Raw genomic sequence first — 16,629 nt, forward strand, 5'->3', positions numbered from 1 at the left:
CACCACAACTTAAATGACAGAGCATCGTAAATCTTAGTTGGTATGCGAATAGCAACAATCTTTGCGAAAACAGCCTTATAAATAGAGGGACGGACCTTGAAAGGTCCGTCCCTCTTATCCAATTAACATCCACATAAAAAAACAGACTCACGAATGAGCCTGTTCTTGAAGTTGTAAAGTTAGATTATGCTTTACGTACGTTAGCTGCTTGTGGTCCACGAGCACCTTGTTCAACGTCGAAAGATACTTCTTGACCTTCGTCAAGAGATTTGAAACCTTCACCTTGAATCGCTGAGAAGTGTACGAATACGTCGTCTCCACCTTCTACCTCGATGAATCCGAAACCTTTTTCTGCGTTAAACCATTTTACTTTACCATTTTCCATGTTTGTTGCCTCCTAAAGTGCATTTGAGCACCATGTATTACTATTCTTGCGATATCAGGTGAAAACCAAATCGTGTTCTTCCCTCGTATACCGGACAAAAATAATTCTTTTATAGAATAACAGTAATGAAACAAATAAGCAAGTTCTTCAAGGTGAAGTTTTGAAAGTCAGACCTCCTACATAATTGTACTGAATACCATGAGCAGTATGTGGTTTCACCACCCATTCCCTTGATTCCTTGCTCTCTCATTCAATCTGATGGACCTTTTGACGGATGTAACCGTTTTATAAACATAAACACTCATGGGATTCTAAAAATCACGTGTAAACTGTGGTATAATAAACAAATATGAAAGGGAGTGCCCAATGAAATCCACAAAAAATCGGTTCAGCAATGGTTCTATGGTGACAATTAAGGAAACTGGCGAAACAGTGACAATAATGAAGTGGCAGTATGTAAAAAACATGAAGCGATATTCATATATCGTAAAAGAGCATCCAGGCACATTTTATTTTGAAGAGGAATTGGAATTAAAATAAAAAATGCTATCATCCTTATACTTATCTTGACAAGGACTCTAACCGGAATACAGCAGAGTCCTTTTTCATTTCCGGCAAAACTAAAAACTAAAAAAGCCTGCATCCTAAAGGATGCAGGCTTTTCCATATGTATGACCTGTGAGGGATTCGAACCCACGACCCCTTCCCTGTCAAGGAAGTGCTCTCCCACTGAGCTAACAAGTCGCGATGTAAGGTACATATTCTATTATATTCATATATTGAAAATTGTCAATGACTTTATCGTAATTTTCTCTTGATTCTTCTTCCAGGGTATAAAAGAACGCACGTTCGCATAGACTATTTGTATCCAGCACACCCGGGGTGCCCAATGTTGATCAAAATTCAGCGTTCGTTGAAAGAACGACAGCCGATTGAAATGATTTATATGAATGCAAGGCTTGAATGCACGAAGAGAAAGGTACTGGTCAAGAGAATTGAAAAAGACTATATCACCGCTTACTGCTTGATCAGGAATGATATCCGCAGGTTTAGAATTCAGGATATTTTGGCAGTTTCTTATCCCCCCTCCGCTCATCCCACTACAAAAGGCTGAACCCTTATGGGGCTCAGCCTTGATTTATTTTATGCCGTTGCTCTAGTTGGTGTCTTATCTTCTCTTTTAATAAAAAACTGGAGAGCAAGCATGATTCCGAATAAAACCAAACCAATGATATCAGACATGCCTTCAGGGTAAATGAGTAATAGTCCGGCAGCTACACAAAGCAATCTTTCAATGACGAATACTCTGCGATACCAATAACCGATCATACCTGCCCCTATGGCCATCATCCCGGTCACGGCCGTAAAGATAACCCAAATCAGCCTTGGAATGGTTGTATCGATCATCAACAGTTCCGGGGATAAGACGAACATGTACGGTATGATAAAGGCAGCAATGGCCAACTTAGCTGAATTGACCCCTGTCCGTATCGGTTCTCCTCCCGACACCCCGGCAGCGGCAAAGGCAGCCAGTGCCACAGGTGGCGTGATGTCAGCAATGATACCGAAATAAAATACGAATAAGTGAGCAGCTAACTCAGGTGCTCCCAATAATATAATCGCAGGAGCAGCGATCGTGGATGTGATGACATAGTTCGCTGTAGTTGGAGAACCCATGCCGAGTACAATCGACGCAATCATCGTAAACACTAACGTAAGGATCAGCTTACCTTCAGTGGAATTGGTTAAATCCGCTGCAAGGTCCACCAGACCATTCGCAAGGGTCAACCCTAAGCCAGTCTTGGTCACGACTCCTACGATCATACCAGCTGCGGCTGTCGCCACTGCTACGGACAAAGCTGTCCTGGCTCCATCCACGAGGGCATCGACAGCGTCTTTGAAACCAATTCTCGTATCTTTCCTAATGGCACTGATGGCGATCGTGGCAACAATCGACCAAAGTGCGGCACGCATGACGCTCATTCCGCTCACTAGCAAAATGATGACCGTTAGAATTGGAAGCAGCAGATAAATTTTCTTGAACACTTCTTTACGATCTGGCATCTCTTCATCGGATAAACCCCGAAGACCGATCCGCTTCGCTTCAAAGTGTGTCATGATCCAGATACCTGTGAAGTAAAGGATGGCAGGAATAGAGGCCGCCTTGGCAATATCCCAATACGAAATACCACCGATGAATTCCACCATCAGGAAAGCAGCAGCCCCCATGATCGGCGGCATCAATTGACCACCCGTAGACGCAGCAGCCTCTACCCCGCCGGCAAACTCTTTACGGTACCCTAGTTTTTTCATCATAGGGATCGTGAAGGAACCCGATGTCACGACGTTTGCAACGGAGCTCCCACTGATGGTCCCTTGAAGGGCACTGGAGAAAATCGCAACCTTTGCAGGTCCTCCGACACGCTTACCAGCAATAGACACGGCCAAATCATTAAAATACTGACCAACGCCTGTCTTAACCAGGAATGCCCCAAACAATAAGAACAAAAAGATGAATGTGGCTGAAACATATAAAGGTGTCCCTAAGATTCCTTCACTTGTGAAGAACATCGTTTTCACGATGTCATCCCAATCATAACCTCTATGAGCAAGGAATCCGGGCATCAACCTGCCATAATACATATATAGGATGAAAGCGGATGCAATGATCGTAATGGGTAACCCCACCGCTCGACGGGTAGCTTCCAATACAAGGATCATAGCAGCGAAACCGACATAAAAGTCCAGTTGGGTCATCAATCCCACCCTGCTGACGATATCATCCTGCATGATCGGCCAGTATGCACCTATTCCTACAGAAATGGCTGAAAGAACAATATCATACCAGGCAATCTTCTCTTTCTTCAGATACTTCTTGCGGGCAGGAAATAACAGGAATACTAATGAAAGGGCAAACCCTAAGTGAATGGATAAAAGCAATTGTCTAGGGATGAATTGAAAGATGGATGCTACTAACTGAAATAAAGAAAATGCCAATAACCCAAAGAAGATGATCCATTTGAACATTCCATGATGGAATTTCCTCGTGGAAGATTCCGGATCGTATTTTTCAAGTAACTCTTGTTGTTGCTCTGCAGTCAAAGATTCAAACTCTCTATCTTTTTCCAACTACAGTCACTCCTTTCCACTGGTCGTAAAGTGTTTGTTTCTTCAATTGAATCCGAACGACAGATCCTTTATCGAAATAGTCGGCTAAAGGATATTCCCTCCCGTCAAGGACGAGACGGTGATTCGCCACGACTTGGCCAATTCTGATATCAATGTAAGGAAACACTCTTTCCATATTCGAAATTAAATATTTGCCTTCCTTTGTCACTTCGAAGATTTCATTTCCTTCTGCATTGGCCGGCATACCAATGGCAGTATCTTCATAGAGTAATTTGGTTTGTTGAATTTGATTTGATGATGTCGGTTCATAAAACTCCTCTACTTCCGATAGATGAATGGAGTGAGTATATCGAACCGAAAACGAATGATTGTCGGGGAGGCCGAAAAGGACAGATTCCCCTTTTGTACTTCTCGGTTCTATGACCAAAAAGGTTTGTATGGGTATGAAAAGGATGAATCCGCTACATAGAATCAGGAGAATCGCTCCCAGGGATGTTTTTTTCCTCATAAAGAATTCCCCACCATTCCATTGTTAGGATTTTAGCTGAAACCAAAACAAAAGAATAGACCGTAAGCGGCCTATCCCTTCGTCCATCTTCTGGTGTGAACCTATTCCATTGAAATTCCTTTTTCATCAAAGTATTTCTTTGCACCAGGATGTAATTCGATTCCCATGCCTTTAAGTCCGTCTTCAGCTTTAATCAGCTTACCTTTGGCGTGGGTGATTTGATCCGTGTTTTCAAAAATGGCCTTTGTTACATCATAGATGACATCTTCAGATATGTCAGCATTCGTCACAAGCATGGCACGAACGGCAACCGTAGTCACTGCACCATCCACTTTACTGTACGTTCCAGCCGGGATTTCATCTTCTGAGTAGTAAGGATACTTCTCGATCAGCTCGCTCACTTTTCCTGATTCAACAGGTACGATTGTAATGTCTTCCGTTGCTGCCAAACCTTCAACAGCTCCAGTAGGAGTACCTGAAGTGATGAATGCGGCATCTATTGTACCATCCTGGATACCAGTCGTTGAATCATCAAATGATAGATTACGAGCTTCTAAATCATCCAATTTGATTCCGTGTACTTCAAGGATCTGAGTTGCATTCAGTAGTGTACCTGAACCGGCTTCACCAACTGAAACGACCTTCCCTTTAAGATCTTCCACTGATTTGATACCGGAATCCTTCGTTGTAACGATCTGAATCGTTTCAGGATATAGTGTCGCAATACCTCTTGCGTTTTCTACTTTGTTGTCCTTGAACATTTCTGTACCTTCAGACGCATAAGATGCAATATCCGTTTGCGTAAAAGCGATTTCAGTTTTGCCGTCTTTCACAGCGGCCATGTTCTCAGCAGAGGCACCTGAAGTGGACGCTGAGGATTTGATTCCTGTTTCATCCTCGATAATCTTAGCGAATGTTCCGCCTAACGGGTAATATGTACCCCCTGTTCCACCTGTAGCAATACCAATGAAGTCAACCTCTTTGTTTCCTTCACCATCAGATGATGAACCTCCACCTGATCCGCCGCCGCAAGCAGCAAGAATGACAGATAGAACTAGAAGTAGTGCAGTGCTTAGAAATAAACTGCGTTTTTTCATATTCTAATTCCCCCCCTATTAAATTTTATACGTTAACGAAATAATTGTAACACAGCCTGTAACAATCTTGTCAAATAGAATACATAAAGTTTTAACATTTTTAATAAAAACCCTTTTTAAATAATCACCCAGTAACAAGAATCCTTAATCGGGAGCTATGGTAATCAGCGCACAATTGTATAGGGAATGTATAAAGCGTTTACATTCTTAATGAGTTCTCTTCTTCTGAGACGCAAATTTGTCCTCACAAAAAGGACTGAAGATGTAAGAGCATCGTTCAGTCCCTTCTGTTATATATCAGGTTTTGTTTCAGCCGATCAATTCCTCGTCCTCAAACTTCAGCTTATCTTCTTCAGAAATGTTTTCTTCCAGGTCCCTTTGTGTATGGGCAATCCTTGAAGATGCATTGGCAGCGATGCTTGCTACAATATCATCCAAGAAGGTATGGACACCATTCCCTTTTTTCGTATCCAACTCCCTGATGATGCCAATTTTATTCTTATCCAGATGGCCAAACGTGGTGACGGCAATGCTTCCATATCCTAAAGCTGCCCCAAGTGCGATCGTCTCATCGACTCCAAACAGCCCTTCATCCGTTTCTACGATCGATTGAAGGGGCTCTGAAAGTTTCTTCTCTTCAGCAAGCTGATCCAATTCAACCCCTACCAGGATGGCATGCTGGATCTCCCTTTTTAACAACACCTTCTTCACACTATCGATGCAATCTTCCATCTGAAGGTCCGAATTATATGGATACTGCATTTCATAAACGATTTCGGCTATATCCTCTATGGATACGCCTCGGTCCCTAAGTCTTTTTAATGCAGCTTTGGTAACATCTCTTGAGTGAACAGGTTTATTCATACTAATTCCCCTCTCTATACAATCACTTTCCTATTAAAATTATAACACTTTTTTGAATATTCGTATCGAAATTCGCTTCCGGGAATTATTTAAGAGATTATGATACAATCTTCCTGTAAACGTTAACACTGATCATAGGAGGCTACCGCCATGACAACCGTAAGAGGAAAAGTAACCGAATTGAACCTCTTTAGTAAGGAACTGAATGAGGAGATGAAGATGCTTGTTTATTTACCTGCAACATTCTCTCCTCTTTATAAATACTCCCTGCTCATCGCACAGGATGGGAAAGATTACTTCCAGCTTGGAAGGATCCCGCGACTCGCGGATGAACTGCTTTCAAACAAGGAAATTGAGAATATGATTATTGTGGGGGTCCCGTATAAGGACGTCGAGGACCGAAGAAGGAAATATCACCCCCATGGTGAGGAAAATGATGCTTATATCCGTTTTCTGGCACACGAATTGGTTCCTTATTTAGATGAGCATTACCCGACCTATCATATGGGAATGGGACGTGCCCTTATAGGGGATTCATTGGGAGCAACCGTGTCCCTGTTGACCGCATTGAAATACCCGAACACATTCGGGAAGGTCCTCCTTCAATCACCTTTTGTCAATGAGAAAGTGCTGGATGCCGTGGAGGAGTTCACACAGCCTCATCTTCTAAGCATCTACCATATCATAGGCCTTGGGGAAACCGAAGTGAAAACGACAGACGGGAAGGTAAAGGACTTCTTACAACCAAACAGGCAGCTTCAAGAGTTATTCGACGGCAAAGGATTCTCTTCTTTCTACGATGAATTCGACGGCGATCATACGTGGAAGTATTGGCAGCCGGACCTAAAGCGCGCCATAAAAATGATGTTCAGCTGAACAGGATGATTTCCAGGCGGCGAGGGTGACAACCCTTGCCGCCTATGAACGGTAACAGCTGAAATCACACCATTCCTCTTTCGTTCGCCCTATATTAAATTTTTGAAAAATTTGCTATACTGTACATATGACAATGATCATTAAATAGAGGAGGATTGAAGAAAATGAATTATGGTATAGTCATTTTCCCATCGAAAAAGCTACAAGATATCGCGAACTCTTATAGGAAACGCTATGATCCTCATTATGCATTGGTCCCGCCACATTTGACATTAAAAAACGTCTTTAGTGCAGATGATGATCAAATCAAAGATATCGCAGGAAAACTCTCCGCAATTTCAAAAAAATACGATCCATTCAATTTAAAAGTGTATAAAGTGAGTTCCTTTCAACCTGTGAATAACGTCATTTATTTCAAGGTTGAGTCTAAGCCTGAACTGCAAGGGTTGCACGATGATATGCATAATCAGAATTTCATGGGTGACGAGCCGGAATTCGCTTTCGTTCCTCACATCACCATTGCCCAGAAACTTTCAAATGATGAGCACTCCGATATCTTTGGATCACTGAGCATGCTTGGGATCGATCATGAAGAAACAATCGATCGTTTCCACTTGTTATATCAGTTAGAAAATGGCTCCTGGACCGTTTACGAAACATTCCGATTAGGAAAGGAAGAATAACGTGAACGTCCAAGTTGCGAAGACAGAAGAACAGATTCAGGATGTTTACAATATTCGAAAGACCGTTTTTGTAGAAGAACAGCAGGTTCCCCTCGAAGAAGAAATCGATGAACATGAGAGCGACTCCATCCATTTCATTCTATATGAACAAGACAACGCTGTCGGTGCCGGACGTTTCCGGATTCTCGATGGGATAGGCAAAGTTGAAAGGATCTGCATCCTTAAAACCATGAGGGGCAAAGGTGGTGGCCGTGAACTGATGCTCGGCATTGAAGAATATGCGAAGCAGCAGCCATTATCACAATTGAAATTAAACTCTCAAACCTACGCCATCCCTTTTTATGAAGGACTGGGCTATGAAGTTACATCCGGGGAATTCCTGGACGCGGGCATCCCTCATAAAACAATGAGCAAAAACATGTAAAGGAACATGAAATCTGGTTTCAGGACTAGATTTCATGTTCTTTTTTTATTTCTGCCGCTGTATATTCAGAACGACTCCCGTCGATAATGGAGAAGTGTATGGAAAGGGGGAGCTCCGTGGAAATCAAATCTATAGCCGTCGAATTGATCGTTGGATATTTCGCTTTGCTCATCTTGACAAAAATACTGGGGAAAACACAAATCACTCAAATATCAGCTTTTGATTTCATTTCCGCTTTGATTCTTGGTGAGCTAGTTGGTAACTCCCTTTATGACGGGAAAACAACCGTGTTTCAAATTCTTTCTGCTATCACTATATGGGGAAGTTTAATCTTCATTACGGAATACTTCACTCAAAAATCAAGGCGCTTTCGACATATGCTTGAAGGAACTCCATCATTAATTATTAATAAAGGCAAAATAAATTACAATGAACTAAAAAAAAACCATCTGGATTTGAATCAGCTTCAGCATCTACTCCGGGCAAAGGATGTATTTGCTGTTAGAGAGTGTGAATATGCCCTATTGGAATCGGACGGCACGCTGAGCGTCATTCGAAAGCCTCTTTACGACATGGTTCAAAGGCAGGACCTTCAATTACCCATTAAGTCAGCCACCCTCCCCCTTTCATTGATCGTCGACGGGGAAATCGTTTATGATAATTTGAGTCTGGCCGGCCAAGAAGAAACTTGGTTGAAAAATGAGTTAAAAAAACAAGGCTTCCTCTCCTCCAACGACGTCCTATACGCCGAATGGGAGGATGGAAAAACCTTGTTGGTCCAAGGATATTAATGGGGATGAATAATGAATTCATTTTCCCGAATCGAAAATGACAAGAGTTTCTTTCGTTCCAGGCTTGTAAGGTAGGCTGTAACCGATGTTCTAAATAGGAGCCACTGCCCCACATTCCCTACCTTAATGCTATACAGATCCAAAAATCTTCTTAAAATGCGATCGAATGTATCTCCGTTTGGTTTTTCATTTACCAATTCTAATAGCGCGTTCATCCTTTCTTCGTGAAGTTCCATATTTTCCTTCACGGTTTGAGTGATATTCTCTTCGAAGCTGCCATGGCCCGGGATTGCTCCTTTACATGATATGTGAAGGAGTTTTTCCAATGATTCCAGGGTTTGGTCCGCATCCACAATAAAGGGAATCACATGCTTCTCTAACGTCTCGCTTCCAAAATAACTGTCCGCGGCATATAAAATATCCTCTATCAGCAGTCCTACCTGACGATATGAATGTCCCGGTAATTCAATTACTTCTATAGTGAACGGACCAATGCTGTTATTACCAGTCAAGAGCTCTTCATCCACTTCAACTGCCTGTCCTTCTAAGAATTTATTACGTAAATCCTTTATAGGAACTGCACCATTGAATAAATAAATGGGTTCTAAAATAGGATTCTCTATAATTGCTTTCTCCAATTTAGGTGCATACACTGGAATGCTGTACTTTTTCTTAAGATGACGGGCACCGCCGAAATGATCCGCGTGGGCATGGGTAATCACACAATAATCAAGTGGAAGCCCTTCATCCTCCACTATCCTGATTACCTTCTTCATGGTCGAGTCATCCAATCCGCTGTCGATCAAAAGGCCCTTCCCCATTTTCACACAATAACCAATCGTTACGGCACCGGTAAACGCATAGCAATGTTCTGTGAATTTCTGAAGTTTCACGATCATACCTCCAAAGAATCGGTTCCCTATACATATTCGTTAACGTGCTTTCCTTTTCCTGTTAATTGAGCCATTAAAGTAGATGGGATGGGATTTTTGAAAGACTTCTGGTAAGAAGATGTACGTCGGTCGGTATGATGGACTCCATATCGGGTTTCGGTTTCTTCTGTGTTGGTTTGTGATTTATTTTTTAGTGGTTTGATGGGCTGTATGGGGAAAAAGCTGAACGGGTGTTTATCAACTTTCAGGTCTCTTTCCTGATATTGTTTATATTGATAGTGAGGAATAGGTGCAATGTATCCCATTGTTATGACCTCCTTGGTTTTATGTACCCAATTTGGGATTTTGAGAAACGTGTGAACGCATAACTTCCCACCCCATATAAAAAGAAAGAAGAATTAACATAAAATACGTGAGTGCACGTTTCTTTATGTCCATTCTTCTTATTTTTGTGAGGATTATTTATTTCTTGCCCTTGTTTAACATATTGGAAATGGTACTGAAATCCAATTGCTTTCCGTCGTTCACGATCGATTGGACAATTTTATCTTCCATTTCCTTGTTAACAGGTTTATTGGCAATTTTAGATACACGTTTGATGACGTTTCTGACCGTTGCTTCATCTTTAAAGTTCGCATTTTGTAATGAGTTAGCAAGCTCCAACACTTCGTTCATGTTCACGCCTGTCTTCTTCTCTAAATTCTTAAAAAAGTTATTATTCATTTCATCACGCCTCCTTTTAACTATAAGCATCTTATGTAAAAAAAACCAGGAGCGTGAATTGAAAATGAAATTATATCCTTATCTGCAAAACAAAAAGACAAAATCCCTTCAACTTTAGGATTCTGCCTTTTGTACCCCTTTCTAACAGAAGCTAGCTCCAACGATAATCAAGAGAATGAAAAGCACAACGATCAACACAAATGTCGAACCATAACCGCCGCCGCCATATCCACAGCCACCGTATCCATATCCATACATATAATTTCACCTCTCTTTTACCTTTAGTCTCTTATAACATATGTACAAAATGAGGATAACGTATGGGCTTTTGGATATTTTATTGTGTGTTTGTCCAATCATACAGATCAAAGGTCAGGTTGCCTTCAGAATCTAATTGTGCCAGAAAGATGGATTCTATCTTCAGTTTCCTCTTTGATAGTTCTTTCACTAACCACGGCAGGGGAAATCCGACTTCAGACAGAGCATTTTGATCCACTTTCCCATCTGTGATGACGGCTTGTGGAGGGGTGGATTTTTGTGATATTCCAAATACATCTTCCCGGACAAGCGGCTGTTTTTCTTTTTTCAAAAGGACACTTAGATCCCCATTTGTATCAAGTGATGCGAATTCTACATCGGCTGCCCGGAACACATCTTTTTTCCTTAATTGTTCCAAAAGTTCATCTACAGAATATTTTTCTTTTCTCAATGCCAATTCATCAATATTTCCATCCTTTATGAATACCGCCGGCTTCCCTTCAGCAAACCTTCTAAAACGAATACTCTTCAGGGACAGGAAGGAAAACAGCAGGGGGAATGCAAACCATAATAATATACTCATCAACCCCTCACTTAAGGGCAGGTTCAAGTCCATTGAGAGCGTTCCGGCAATGCTTCCAACAGTGATTCCTGTGATGTATTCAAAAAAGGATAATTTCGACAGCTGTTTCTTGCCTAACAATTTGGTGATGGCAAACAAAGAAAGCAGGATAAATATACTGCGTAATGCCACCTGTAAATATTCAGGCATATAACCTCACCTCAATCATCCCTTTGGTTTAAACAAGAGTGCTCCAATGAAACCGAATATGATGGCAGAAGATATCCCTGAGCTTGTAACTTCGAACATACCGGTCAATACGCCGACAAGCCCGTGTTCCTGTGATTCCTGCATCGCACCATTTACAAGTGCATTCCCAAAGCTCGTAATCGGAATGGTCGCTCCCGCCCCGGCAAAATCAATCAAAGGCTCGTACAGTCCAAACCCTGAGAGGATAGCGCCTGAAACAACGAGCAGACTTAATGTGTGAGCTGGGGTTAATTTCGCTACATCAAACAGTAATTGACCGATAACACAGATGATACCGCCTATCGTAAACGCCCAAAAAAACATTGCTAACATTTGGTTCCCTCCTTTCAAGCCCTACAAATACTCAATTGAAACCGCATGAGCAATACAAGGGATCGATTCGCCCTGCTGAAACGTCAGGGGTGATAATAATGCTCCTGTCGCTATGACCAAGATGCGTTTATAGGTACCTTTCTTCATTTCATTCAATAAATGACCGTAAAGGACGGTAGCGGAACACCCAGGTCCGCTTGCCCCTGATTGGACAGGCTGGCTTTCCCCGTAAATCAACATCCCACAGTCTTGAAAATGTTGGTCTCTTAACTCGTAGCCTTTCTGTTTCAGCATTTCTAGGGCCGTCTGTCTTCCAATTTTCGCCAGATCACCTGTAATGATAAGATCGTAATAGGATGGGTCTCTGCCCGTATCCTGAAAATGACCTGCTATCGTGTCCACTGCCGCGGGTGCCATTGCACCTCCCATGTTAAATGGGTCTTTCAACCCCATATCCATGACCTTCCCGATGGTGGCGGACGTTACTCTCGGTGCAGGCCCGGCGACCGATGTACCCTCTTTCACCACTGCAAACCCCGCCCCCGTTACAGTCCACTGTGCTGTTGGCGGTTTCTGTCCTCCATACTCGGTGGGATAGCGGAATTGCTTTTCAGTCGCTGAATTATGACTGGAGGCTCCCGTCACTACGAGGTGAGCTCCATGATAATTAACTAAAAATGCTGAAAGAGCGAGACCTTCCATTGATGTTGAACACGCTCCGAACAAACCGAAATATGGAATTCCATTTGTTCTTGCAGCAAAACTAGAAGGAGTGATTTGATTGATCAGGTCGCCCGTCAAGAAAAATTGGATATCACTCTTTTGAAGAGACTGTTTTTCCAAAGCAATTTGAACGGCATCCTCTATTAGAGTTCGGTTGGCTTTTTCGTAAGTTTCCTGACCCATCCATGTATCATCATAAAACTGGTCAAAATCAGCTGAAAGATTTCCCTTTTTCTCAAAAGGCCCTCCGACCACCCCTGTTGAAACAATGGCAGGGTTTGAAGGAAACACCCATGACCTTTTACCTTGCAGCATTAAATCACCCCCAACTGGATTAAGATGGTCTTGATCAAGGCAACGACAAAGGCTGAAAATACTCCAAAAACGATGACTGAGCCAGCCAATTTAAAGATATTTCCTCCCACTCCGAGGACGAGACCTTCTGTTCGATGTTCAATCGCAGCCGAAATTACGGCGTTCCCGAATCCAGTGACTGGTACCGCACTCCCGGCGCCGCCAAATTGGCCGATATGGTCATAAATGCCGAAGCCTGTCAGAAGCATTGCGAAAAATACCATTGTGGCAACTGTAGGATTTCCAGCAGTCTGCTCTGTAAAGTTGAAATAATAAATATACATGTACGTGACGGCCTGTCCGATCAAACAAATGAAGCCTCCAACAAAGAATGCTTTTATGACATTTTTAAGGAGGGGCCGCTTCGTTTCATATTTTTTCGCTAATTGCTCATAGTTCTTCTGTTCAGGTGTCTTTTGAATTTTCCCCATTACTCATTCCTCCTATGTTTTTTCCTTCTGAAGCTTCACGATCTCCTGGAACCTTTTCTCAGCATCCTTCTGTGTTATGGAACTATTTTTAAGCTTTTCCTTTAAGCGGATAGTTTCGAGGAAGATTTTATAATCACTGGATAATATAAAATCTTCCTTAGGATATTTATCTTCCAGATAGCGATCCATTTTCTTTTCAATCTTTTTCATCTTGAATCTGTGCAGATGTTTCACTTTGTATACAACCAGCGTCTCATCTTTTCCCTGGATGACAGCCACATCATAGAGTTCCTCCATTTTGGAAATTTCCCTTTTAATGGCATGACCATAACTGTCTGTTTCAGGATTATCCACCAATTCGATCGGCGGCGGATTGGTTTTTTTCATTAGAGCTATCTTGCTGTCGCTTCCATCTTCCTTATTCGCGCACCCGATCAACACGCATAAAGCTAGTGCAATGATGAATGAATTCTTGTTCATGCTATATCCCTCATTTTTTTGTACTCACCTGTTATTTTTTTCATAAAGTCATTTTTTATGAAAAAAAAGACTGCCCAGTTTGAGCAGTCTTAGCTTTTCTTCACTTTCGATCCACAACCGCATCCTTTTTTCTTAGCAGATGAGATTCCTTGTTTCTTTGTATTTGTAGAGGTTTTCTTCACTTTTCATGTCCTCCTTTACCCTGTTTCCCTTTTCAGTATATGTGAAGAAACCCTAGCTTGTTTCCACTAATTACCTAAGTCTTCAATCCGTTTTCCAACTTTGGACGGCAGCTTCTAGTAAAGCCGCCACCCCTGCAATTGCTAAAAGGGTGATAAGAGGATTGAAATAGAATGGAAAGAACACAAATCCACCATAAAGAAAGCAGGAAACCCAAATCCCGGTACACCAGAAACAAGACAATAGTTCTCCTATAAAACCCTTGATGCCATCTTTTTTTGGTGTAAGATAAATGGCTTCCTCCCCGTCCTCTTCCTCTTCAATATATTCATCAAAGAATGGGGCTCTTAGAAACTCCGTAATCTTATCTAATACAATCAGATGGGTCAGTCGAAAGACGGCTAATCCCAATGCAATCAATTCCACTAAAGTCAGCTGCAATGAAAAGACTCCTTTCGCATTTCAAATTAACCAAGCCCAAATTTCCAAAAGAGGGCAGATGTCCGTTACCTAATTGCCTACATGACAATATGTTAGTAATGTAAATGAAATTCATTTTAAGGAGGAACTTCTATATGGGTTGCGGAAGAGATAAAGACAAAAGTTCAAAAGATCGTGGTTGCGTATGTCAAGCCGTCCGTGCTATAAAAGATATCCAAGACGAAGCAAATCAAGAGTGTAACGATTGTAAAAACGATTGTTTCCTTGAGCCACTGGGTTCAATGGTAAGTCCTACTAACCGTTTGAATACTCGTATCTTCAAATTGTATCTTAAAAACGGTGAGACTTTTAAAGCGCATATCAAAGGATGCCCTTGGAAATCACCATTTTTCCGGGTGAAAGAAGTATTCGATAACTGCTGTGCGACTCTTCAAGTGTTGAAGCCTGACTATGCTGATACAACTGGTTCGAAATCAGGTTCTGGTTCTGGTTCTGAAATGGAAACCATGGGCCACAATACTGAGTGGGTGTTTACTGAAGAATGTATCACAGTTGACCTGGATTGCTTCTGTGCGATTCAATGTATCAAGGACGTACACGTATTCTTAGAATGCGAAGACTGATTCTTCAAAGTTAAAGTCTAGATAAAGAGCCAGCCGGGTATCCCGCCTGGCTCTTTTTTTATTGGAGGCCGATCATTTTAATGGAAGTAACCTCATTCTTCTTCATTTTTACTTCTTCACCTTGAAAGCTCTTAACCGTTATAGTTTCACCATCATCATTGAGCATGACACCTTTGACTGATAATTGGCCGTTCGAGAATTCACATGGAAAGGGTACCTTTCCGTAGATGCTCTCTGAAATGTAGTCTATTTTCTCTTCGATCGACAGCTCACGGAATGGCTTCAGCTTCCTAAAAGTAGAGACCGCCGTTTTGCGTTCGGGAGGTTGAGGAATCGATTTTACCACTTCCGTTTTAGCCTCTTCCACCTGTTCACTATGTTGCATATATAACTGCTCGTCAAAGTATTTTTCATCTGTTCTCTCTTGTCTTTCGGGTCCTTCGGGCGCTGGCAGCTTATGAGTGGTTGATGGATGCTTGGTTTCCGGTTGAGTTTTTGGCTTCGGCTTCTTGGATGATCGATAGGTCACCTGCATATTGCCTTTTACCTCATCTAATTTTGGCTGGTTAATATATAGCAAAGGTTCCTTCCCCGCTTTTTTCTCTGTTCTCACTAAGACACCTCCTAATTGTTCTCCACTTTTATATGTATGCAAAAGGCGCCCAGGGGTTTCATAATTACTGTAAAATCCTGTGTCTAAATCAATCAGGATGAAAGGAAGGCATCATAGAAAGTAAGGACATGACAAACGGAAAAAACAAAAAAGACCAGGGAAACACTATCCCCAGTCTTTAAAAACAGGTTATTATCCCAACACGTGATAACCAGAATCCACGTGTAGATTCTCTCCTGTGATCCCTCTAGAGTAATCACTGAAAAGGAACACTGCTGTATCCCCGACTTCTTCCTGAGTGGTATTCCGGCGAAGTGGAGCACGCTCTTCGATTTCTTTCAAAATACTGTTGAAGTCCCCGACACCTTTCGCTGACAGCGTACGGATCGGACCTGCAGAGATGGCATTTACGCGGATACCATGTTTCCCAAGGTCGCTCGCAAGATATTTCACACTCGCTTCAAGGGAAGCTTTTGCTACACCCATAACGTTATAGTTTTGCATGACCCTTTCTCCACCAAGGTACGTCATGCTGACAATGCTTCCTCCTTCTGTCATAAGGTCCTTTGCCACTTTAGCCACCGCCGTCAGGGAGTAGGAACTGATATTGTGAGCAAGCAGGAAGCCGTCTCTTGTCGTATTCATGTAATCTCCTGCAAGTTCTTCCTTGTTTGCAAACGCGATACAGTGGGCCAGACCATGAATTACACCCACTTCCTCCTTGATTGTCGCAAAGCATTTCTCAATGTCTTCATCACTTGTTACATCACACGGCAGCACAAGTGAATCTTCTCCGCCTTCAAGTGTTTCTGAGAGGTCCCTGACCCCCTTCTCAAAACGCTCCCCTGCATATGTAAATATTAAACGAGCACCGGATTGGTGCAAAGAACGGGCAATTCCCCAAGCGATACTGCGCTTATTCGCAACTCCCATTACTACATATGTTTTACCTTTTAATGAAAGAGTCATTATTATCCTCCTAATTAATACATGTTATTAGTACCTACTA

At 42.1% G+C, this 16,629-nt stretch carries 24 protein-coding genes and 1 tRNA gene; 7 read left to right on the forward strand and 18 right to left on the reverse strand.

Annotated elements, in window-relative coordinates; translation table 11 throughout:
* Nucleotides 1-184: 184 nt before the first annotated feature.
* A complete protein-coding gene (locus JI667_RS09595; RefSeq protein ID WP_034763533.1) occupies nt 185-385 on the reverse strand; it encodes a cold-shock protein in 201 nt (66 codons plus the stop codon).
* Between the two features lie 366 nt (nt 386-751).
* Between JI667_RS09595 and JI667_RS09600 the strand changes: the two genes are divergently transcribed.
* On the forward strand, nt 752-925 hold the full coding sequence (locus tag JI667_RS09600; RefSeq protein WP_206852511.1) for a hypothetical protein: 174 nt from the start codon (nt 752-754) through the stop codon (nt 923-925).
* Nucleotides 926-1,057: 132 nt separating this feature from the next.
* Here the strand turns inward: JI667_RS09600 and JI667_RS09605 are convergent.
* Nucleotides 1,058-1,129, reverse strand: a tRNA-Val gene (locus tag JI667_RS09605).
* A 145-nt stretch (nt 1,130-1,274) separates the two neighbouring features.
* Between JI667_RS09605 and JI667_RS09610 the strand changes: the two genes are divergently transcribed.
* Nucleotides 1,275-1,499 carry a hypothetical protein gene (locus tag JI667_RS09610; protein WP_206852513.1) on the forward strand — a complete coding sequence of 75 codons (225 nt, stop codon included), beginning with the start codon at nt 1,275-1,277 and terminating at the stop codon, nt 1,497-1,499.
* Between the two features lie 29 nt (nt 1,500-1,528).
* Here the strand turns inward: JI667_RS09610 and JI667_RS09615 are convergent, their stop codons facing one another.
* The 4 genes from JI667_RS09615 to JI667_RS09630 all read right to left on the reverse strand — a co-directional run bounded on the left by JI667_RS09615 (nt 1,529) and on the right by JI667_RS09630 (nt 5,983).
* Nucleotides 1,529-3,514: a TRAP transporter permease gene (locus tag JI667_RS09615; RefSeq protein WP_206852515.1), complete on the reverse strand. Its 1,986-nt coding sequence runs from the start codon at nt 3,512-3,514 to the stop codon at nt 1,529-1,531.
* The gene (locus tag JI667_RS09620; RefSeq protein WP_206852517.1) at nt 3,501-4,022 is read right to left on the reverse strand and encodes a DUF1850 domain-containing protein; all 522 of its coding nucleotides are present in this window, start codon (nt 4,020-4,022) and stop codon (nt 3,501-3,503) included. Before JI667_RS09620 ends, JI667_RS09615 begins: the two co-directional genes overlap by 14 nt.
* Nucleotides 4,023-4,123: 101 nt before the next feature.
* Nucleotides 4,124-5,119, reverse strand: a complete 996-nt coding sequence (locus JI667_RS09625) for a TAXI family TRAP transporter solute-binding subunit (protein WP_206852519.1) — start codon at nt 5,117-5,119, stop codon at nt 4,124-4,126.
* Nucleotides 5,120-5,428: 309 nt separating this feature from the next.
* The gene (locus JI667_RS09630) at nt 5,429-5,983 is read right to left on the reverse strand and encodes a phosphatidylglycerophosphatase A family protein (protein WP_206852521.1); all 555 of its coding nucleotides are present in this window, start codon (nt 5,981-5,983) and stop codon (nt 5,429-5,431) included.
* Nucleotides 5,984-6,133: 150 nt separating this feature from the next.
* Here JI667_RS09630 and JI667_RS09635 point away from each other — a divergent pair, with 150 nt between their 5' ends.
* The 4 genes from JI667_RS09635 to JI667_RS09650 all read left to right on the forward strand — a co-directional run bounded on the left by JI667_RS09635 (nt 6,134) and on the right by JI667_RS09650 (nt 8,757).
* Nucleotides 6,134-6,859 (forward strand): alpha/beta hydrolase, encoded by a 726-nt coding sequence (locus JI667_RS09635; protein WP_206852523.1) that lies wholly within the window; start codon nt 6,134-6,136, stop codon nt 6,857-6,859.
* A 164-nt stretch (nt 6,860-7,023) separates the two neighbouring features.
* Nucleotides 7,024-7,542 carry a YjcG family protein gene (locus JI667_RS09640; protein WP_098352815.1) on the forward strand — a complete coding sequence of 173 codons (519 nt, stop codon included), beginning with the start codon at nt 7,024-7,026 and terminating at the stop codon, nt 7,540-7,542.
* 1 nt (nt 7,543) lies between these two features.
* Complete coding sequence (locus JI667_RS09645) at nt 7,544-7,966, forward strand: GNAT family N-acetyltransferase (protein WP_206852524.1); 423 nt, start codon at nt 7,544-7,546, stop codon at nt 7,964-7,966.
* A 98-nt stretch (nt 7,967-8,064) separates the two neighbouring features.
* Nucleotides 8,065-8,757: a DUF421 domain-containing protein gene (locus JI667_RS09650; RefSeq protein WP_206852526.1), complete on the forward strand. Its 693-nt coding sequence runs from the start codon at nt 8,065-8,067 to the stop codon at nt 8,755-8,757.
* Here JI667_RS09650 and JI667_RS09655 read toward each other — a convergent pair.
* From JI667_RS09655 to JI667_RS09700, 10 genes are all read right to left on the reverse strand, one after another.
* Entirely contained in the window at nt 8,754-9,650 is an 897-nt protein-coding gene (locus JI667_RS09655; protein ID WP_206852527.1) for an MBL fold metallo-hydrolase, read from the reverse strand. The two genes, JI667_RS09650 and JI667_RS09655, sit on opposite strands and share 4 nt — an antisense overlap.
* Before the next feature lie 26 nt (nt 9,651-9,676).
* Nucleotides 9,677-9,955 carry a hypothetical protein gene (locus tag JI667_RS09660; protein ID WP_206852528.1) on the reverse strand — a complete coding sequence of 93 codons (279 nt, stop codon included), beginning with the start codon at nt 9,953-9,955 and terminating at the stop codon, nt 9,677-9,679.
* Nucleotides 9,956-10,112: 157 nt separating this feature from the next.
* Complete coding sequence (locus JI667_RS09665; RefSeq protein WP_206852529.1) at nt 10,113-10,373, reverse strand: stage VI sporulation protein F; 261 nt, start codon at nt 10,371-10,373, stop codon at nt 10,113-10,115.
* A gap of 141 nt (nt 10,374-10,514) precedes the next feature.
* A complete protein-coding gene (locus JI667_RS09670) occupies nt 10,515-10,631 on the reverse strand; it encodes a YjcZ family sporulation protein (protein WP_082051146.1) in 117 nt (38 codons plus the stop codon).
* 79 nt (nt 10,632-10,710) lie between these two features.
* A complete protein-coding gene (locus JI667_RS09675; RefSeq protein ID WP_206852531.1) occupies nt 10,711-11,403 on the reverse strand; it encodes a DUF421 domain-containing protein in 693 nt (230 codons plus the stop codon).
* Nucleotides 11,404-11,418: 15 nt separating this feature from the next.
* Nucleotides 11,419-11,775, reverse strand: a complete 357-nt coding sequence (gene spoVAE / locus JI667_RS09680; RefSeq protein ID WP_206852541.1) for a stage V sporulation protein AE — start codon at nt 11,773-11,775, stop codon at nt 11,419-11,421.
* A gap of 21 nt (nt 11,776-11,796) precedes the next feature.
* Nucleotides 11,797-12,813 carry a stage V sporulation protein AD gene (gene spoVAD, locus JI667_RS09685; protein ID WP_206852543.1) on the reverse strand — a complete coding sequence of 339 codons (1,017 nt, stop codon included), beginning with the start codon at nt 12,811-12,813 and terminating at the stop codon, nt 11,797-11,799.
* The gene (gene spoVAC, locus JI667_RS09690; RefSeq protein ID WP_206852551.1) at nt 12,813-13,283 is read right to left on the reverse strand and encodes a stage V sporulation protein AC; all 471 of its coding nucleotides are present in this window, start codon (nt 13,281-13,283) and stop codon (nt 12,813-12,815) included. The genes spoVAD and spoVAC overlap by 1 nt, the downstream gene beginning before the upstream one ends.
* A 12-nt stretch (nt 13,284-13,295) precedes the next feature.
* Nucleotides 13,296-13,763 carry a sporulation protein gene (locus JI667_RS09695; protein ID WP_206852553.1) on the reverse strand — a complete coding sequence of 156 codons (468 nt, stop codon included), beginning with the start codon at nt 13,761-13,763 and terminating at the stop codon, nt 13,296-13,298.
* A 264-nt stretch (nt 13,764-14,027) separates the two neighbouring features.
* Nucleotides 14,028-14,384 carry a DUF1360 domain-containing protein gene (locus JI667_RS09700; RefSeq protein ID WP_206852555.1) on the reverse strand — a complete coding sequence of 119 codons (357 nt, stop codon included), beginning with the start codon at nt 14,382-14,384 and terminating at the stop codon, nt 14,028-14,030.
* A gap of 134 nt (nt 14,385-14,518) precedes the next feature.
* Here JI667_RS09700 and JI667_RS09705 point away from each other — a divergent pair, with 134 nt between their 5' ends.
* Nucleotides 14,519-15,007, forward strand: coding sequence for a CotY/CotZ family spore coat protein (locus JI667_RS09705; RefSeq protein WP_206852557.1), 489 nt, complete (start codon nt 14,519-14,521; stop codon nt 15,005-15,007).
* Between the two features lie 58 nt (nt 15,008-15,065).
* On the opposite strand, the gene JI667_RS09710 is transcribed toward JI667_RS09705, so the two are convergent.
* Together JI667_RS09710 and fabI are read right to left on the reverse strand one after the other, a co-directional pair.
* Nucleotides 15,066-15,620 carry a CotO family spore coat protein gene (locus JI667_RS09710; protein WP_206852558.1) on the reverse strand — a complete coding sequence of 185 codons (555 nt, stop codon included), beginning with the start codon at nt 15,618-15,620 and terminating at the stop codon, nt 15,066-15,068.
* A 192-nt stretch (nt 15,621-15,812) separates the two neighbouring features.
* Nucleotides 15,813-16,589 (reverse strand): enoyl-ACP reductase FabI, encoded by a 777-nt coding sequence (fabI, locus tag JI667_RS09715; RefSeq protein ID WP_206852560.1) that lies wholly within the window; start codon nt 16,587-16,589, stop codon nt 15,813-15,815.
* Between the last annotated feature and the right edge of the window lie 40 nt (nt 16,590-16,629).

The organism is Bacillus sp. NTK074B (assembly GCF_017303375.1).
Lineage (GTDB): Bacteria > Bacillota > Bacilli > Bacillales > Bacillaceae_B > Rossellomorea.

Coding starts and splice junctions, on each gene's coding strand:
- JI667_RS09595 (WP_034763533.1), bottom strand. CDS start 385: ATGGAAAATGGTAAAGTAAAATGGTTTAACGCAGAAAAAGGTTTCGGA.
- JI667_RS09600 (WP_206852511.1), top strand. CDS start 752: ATGAAATCCACAAAAAATCGGTTCAGCAATGGTTCTATGGTGACAATT.
- JI667_RS09610 (WP_206852513.1), top strand. CDS start 1,275: ATGTTGATCAAAATTCAGCGTTCGTTGAAAGAACGACAGCCGATTGAA.
- JI667_RS09620 (WP_206852517.1), bottom strand. CDS start 4,022: ATGAGGAAAAAAACATCCCTGGGAGCGATTCTCCTGATTCTATGTAGC.
- JI667_RS09625 (WP_206852519.1), bottom strand. CDS start 5,119: ATGAAAAAACGCAGTTTATTTCTAAGCACTGCACTACTTCTAGTTCTA.
- JI667_RS09630 (WP_206852521.1), bottom strand. CDS start 5,983: ATGAATAAACCTGTTCACTCAAGAGATGTTACCAAAGCTGCATTAAAA.
- JI667_RS09635 (WP_206852523.1), top strand. CDS start 6,134: ATGACAACCGTAAGAGGAAAAGTAACCGAATTGAACCTCTTTAGTAAG.
- JI667_RS09640 (WP_098352815.1), top strand. CDS start 7,024: ATGAATTATGGTATAGTCATTTTCCCATCGAAAAAGCTACAAGATATC.
- JI667_RS09650 (WP_206852526.1), top strand. CDS start 8,065: ATGGAAAGGGGGAGCTCCGTGGAAATCAAATCTATAGCCGTCGAATTG.
- JI667_RS09660 (WP_206852528.1), bottom strand. CDS start 9,955: ATGGGATACATTGCACCTATTCCTCACTATCAATATAAACAATATCAG.
- JI667_RS09665 (WP_206852529.1), bottom strand. CDS start 10,373: ATGAATAATAACTTTTTTAAGAATTTAGAGAAGAAGACAGGCGTGAAC.
- JI667_RS09670 (WP_082051146.1), bottom strand. CDS start 10,631: ATGTATGGATATGGATACGGTGGCTGTGGATATGGCGGCGGCGGTTAT.
- JI667_RS09675 (WP_206852531.1), bottom strand. CDS start 11,403: ATGCCTGAATATTTACAGGTGGCATTACGCAGTATATTTATCCTGCTT.
- spoVAE (WP_206852541.1), bottom strand. CDS start 11,775: ATGTTAGCAATGTTTTTTTGGGCGTTTACGATAGGCGGTATCATCTGT.
- spoVAD (WP_206852543.1), bottom strand. CDS start 12,813: ATGCTGCAAGGTAAAAGGTCATGGGTGTTTCCTTCAAACCCTGCCATT.
- spoVAC (WP_206852551.1), bottom strand. CDS start 13,283: ATGGGGAAAATTCAAAAGACACCTGAACAGAAGAACTATGAGCAATTA.
- JI667_RS09695 (WP_206852553.1), bottom strand. CDS start 13,763: ATGAACAAGAATTCATTCATCATTGCACTAGCTTTATGCGTGTTGATC.
- JI667_RS09705 (WP_206852557.1), top strand. CDS start 14,519: ATGGGTTGCGGAAGAGATAAAGACAAAAGTTCAAAAGATCGTGGTTGC.
- fabI (WP_206852560.1), bottom strand. CDS start 16,589: ATGACTCTTTCATTAAAAGGTAAAACATATGTAGTAATGGGAGTTGCG.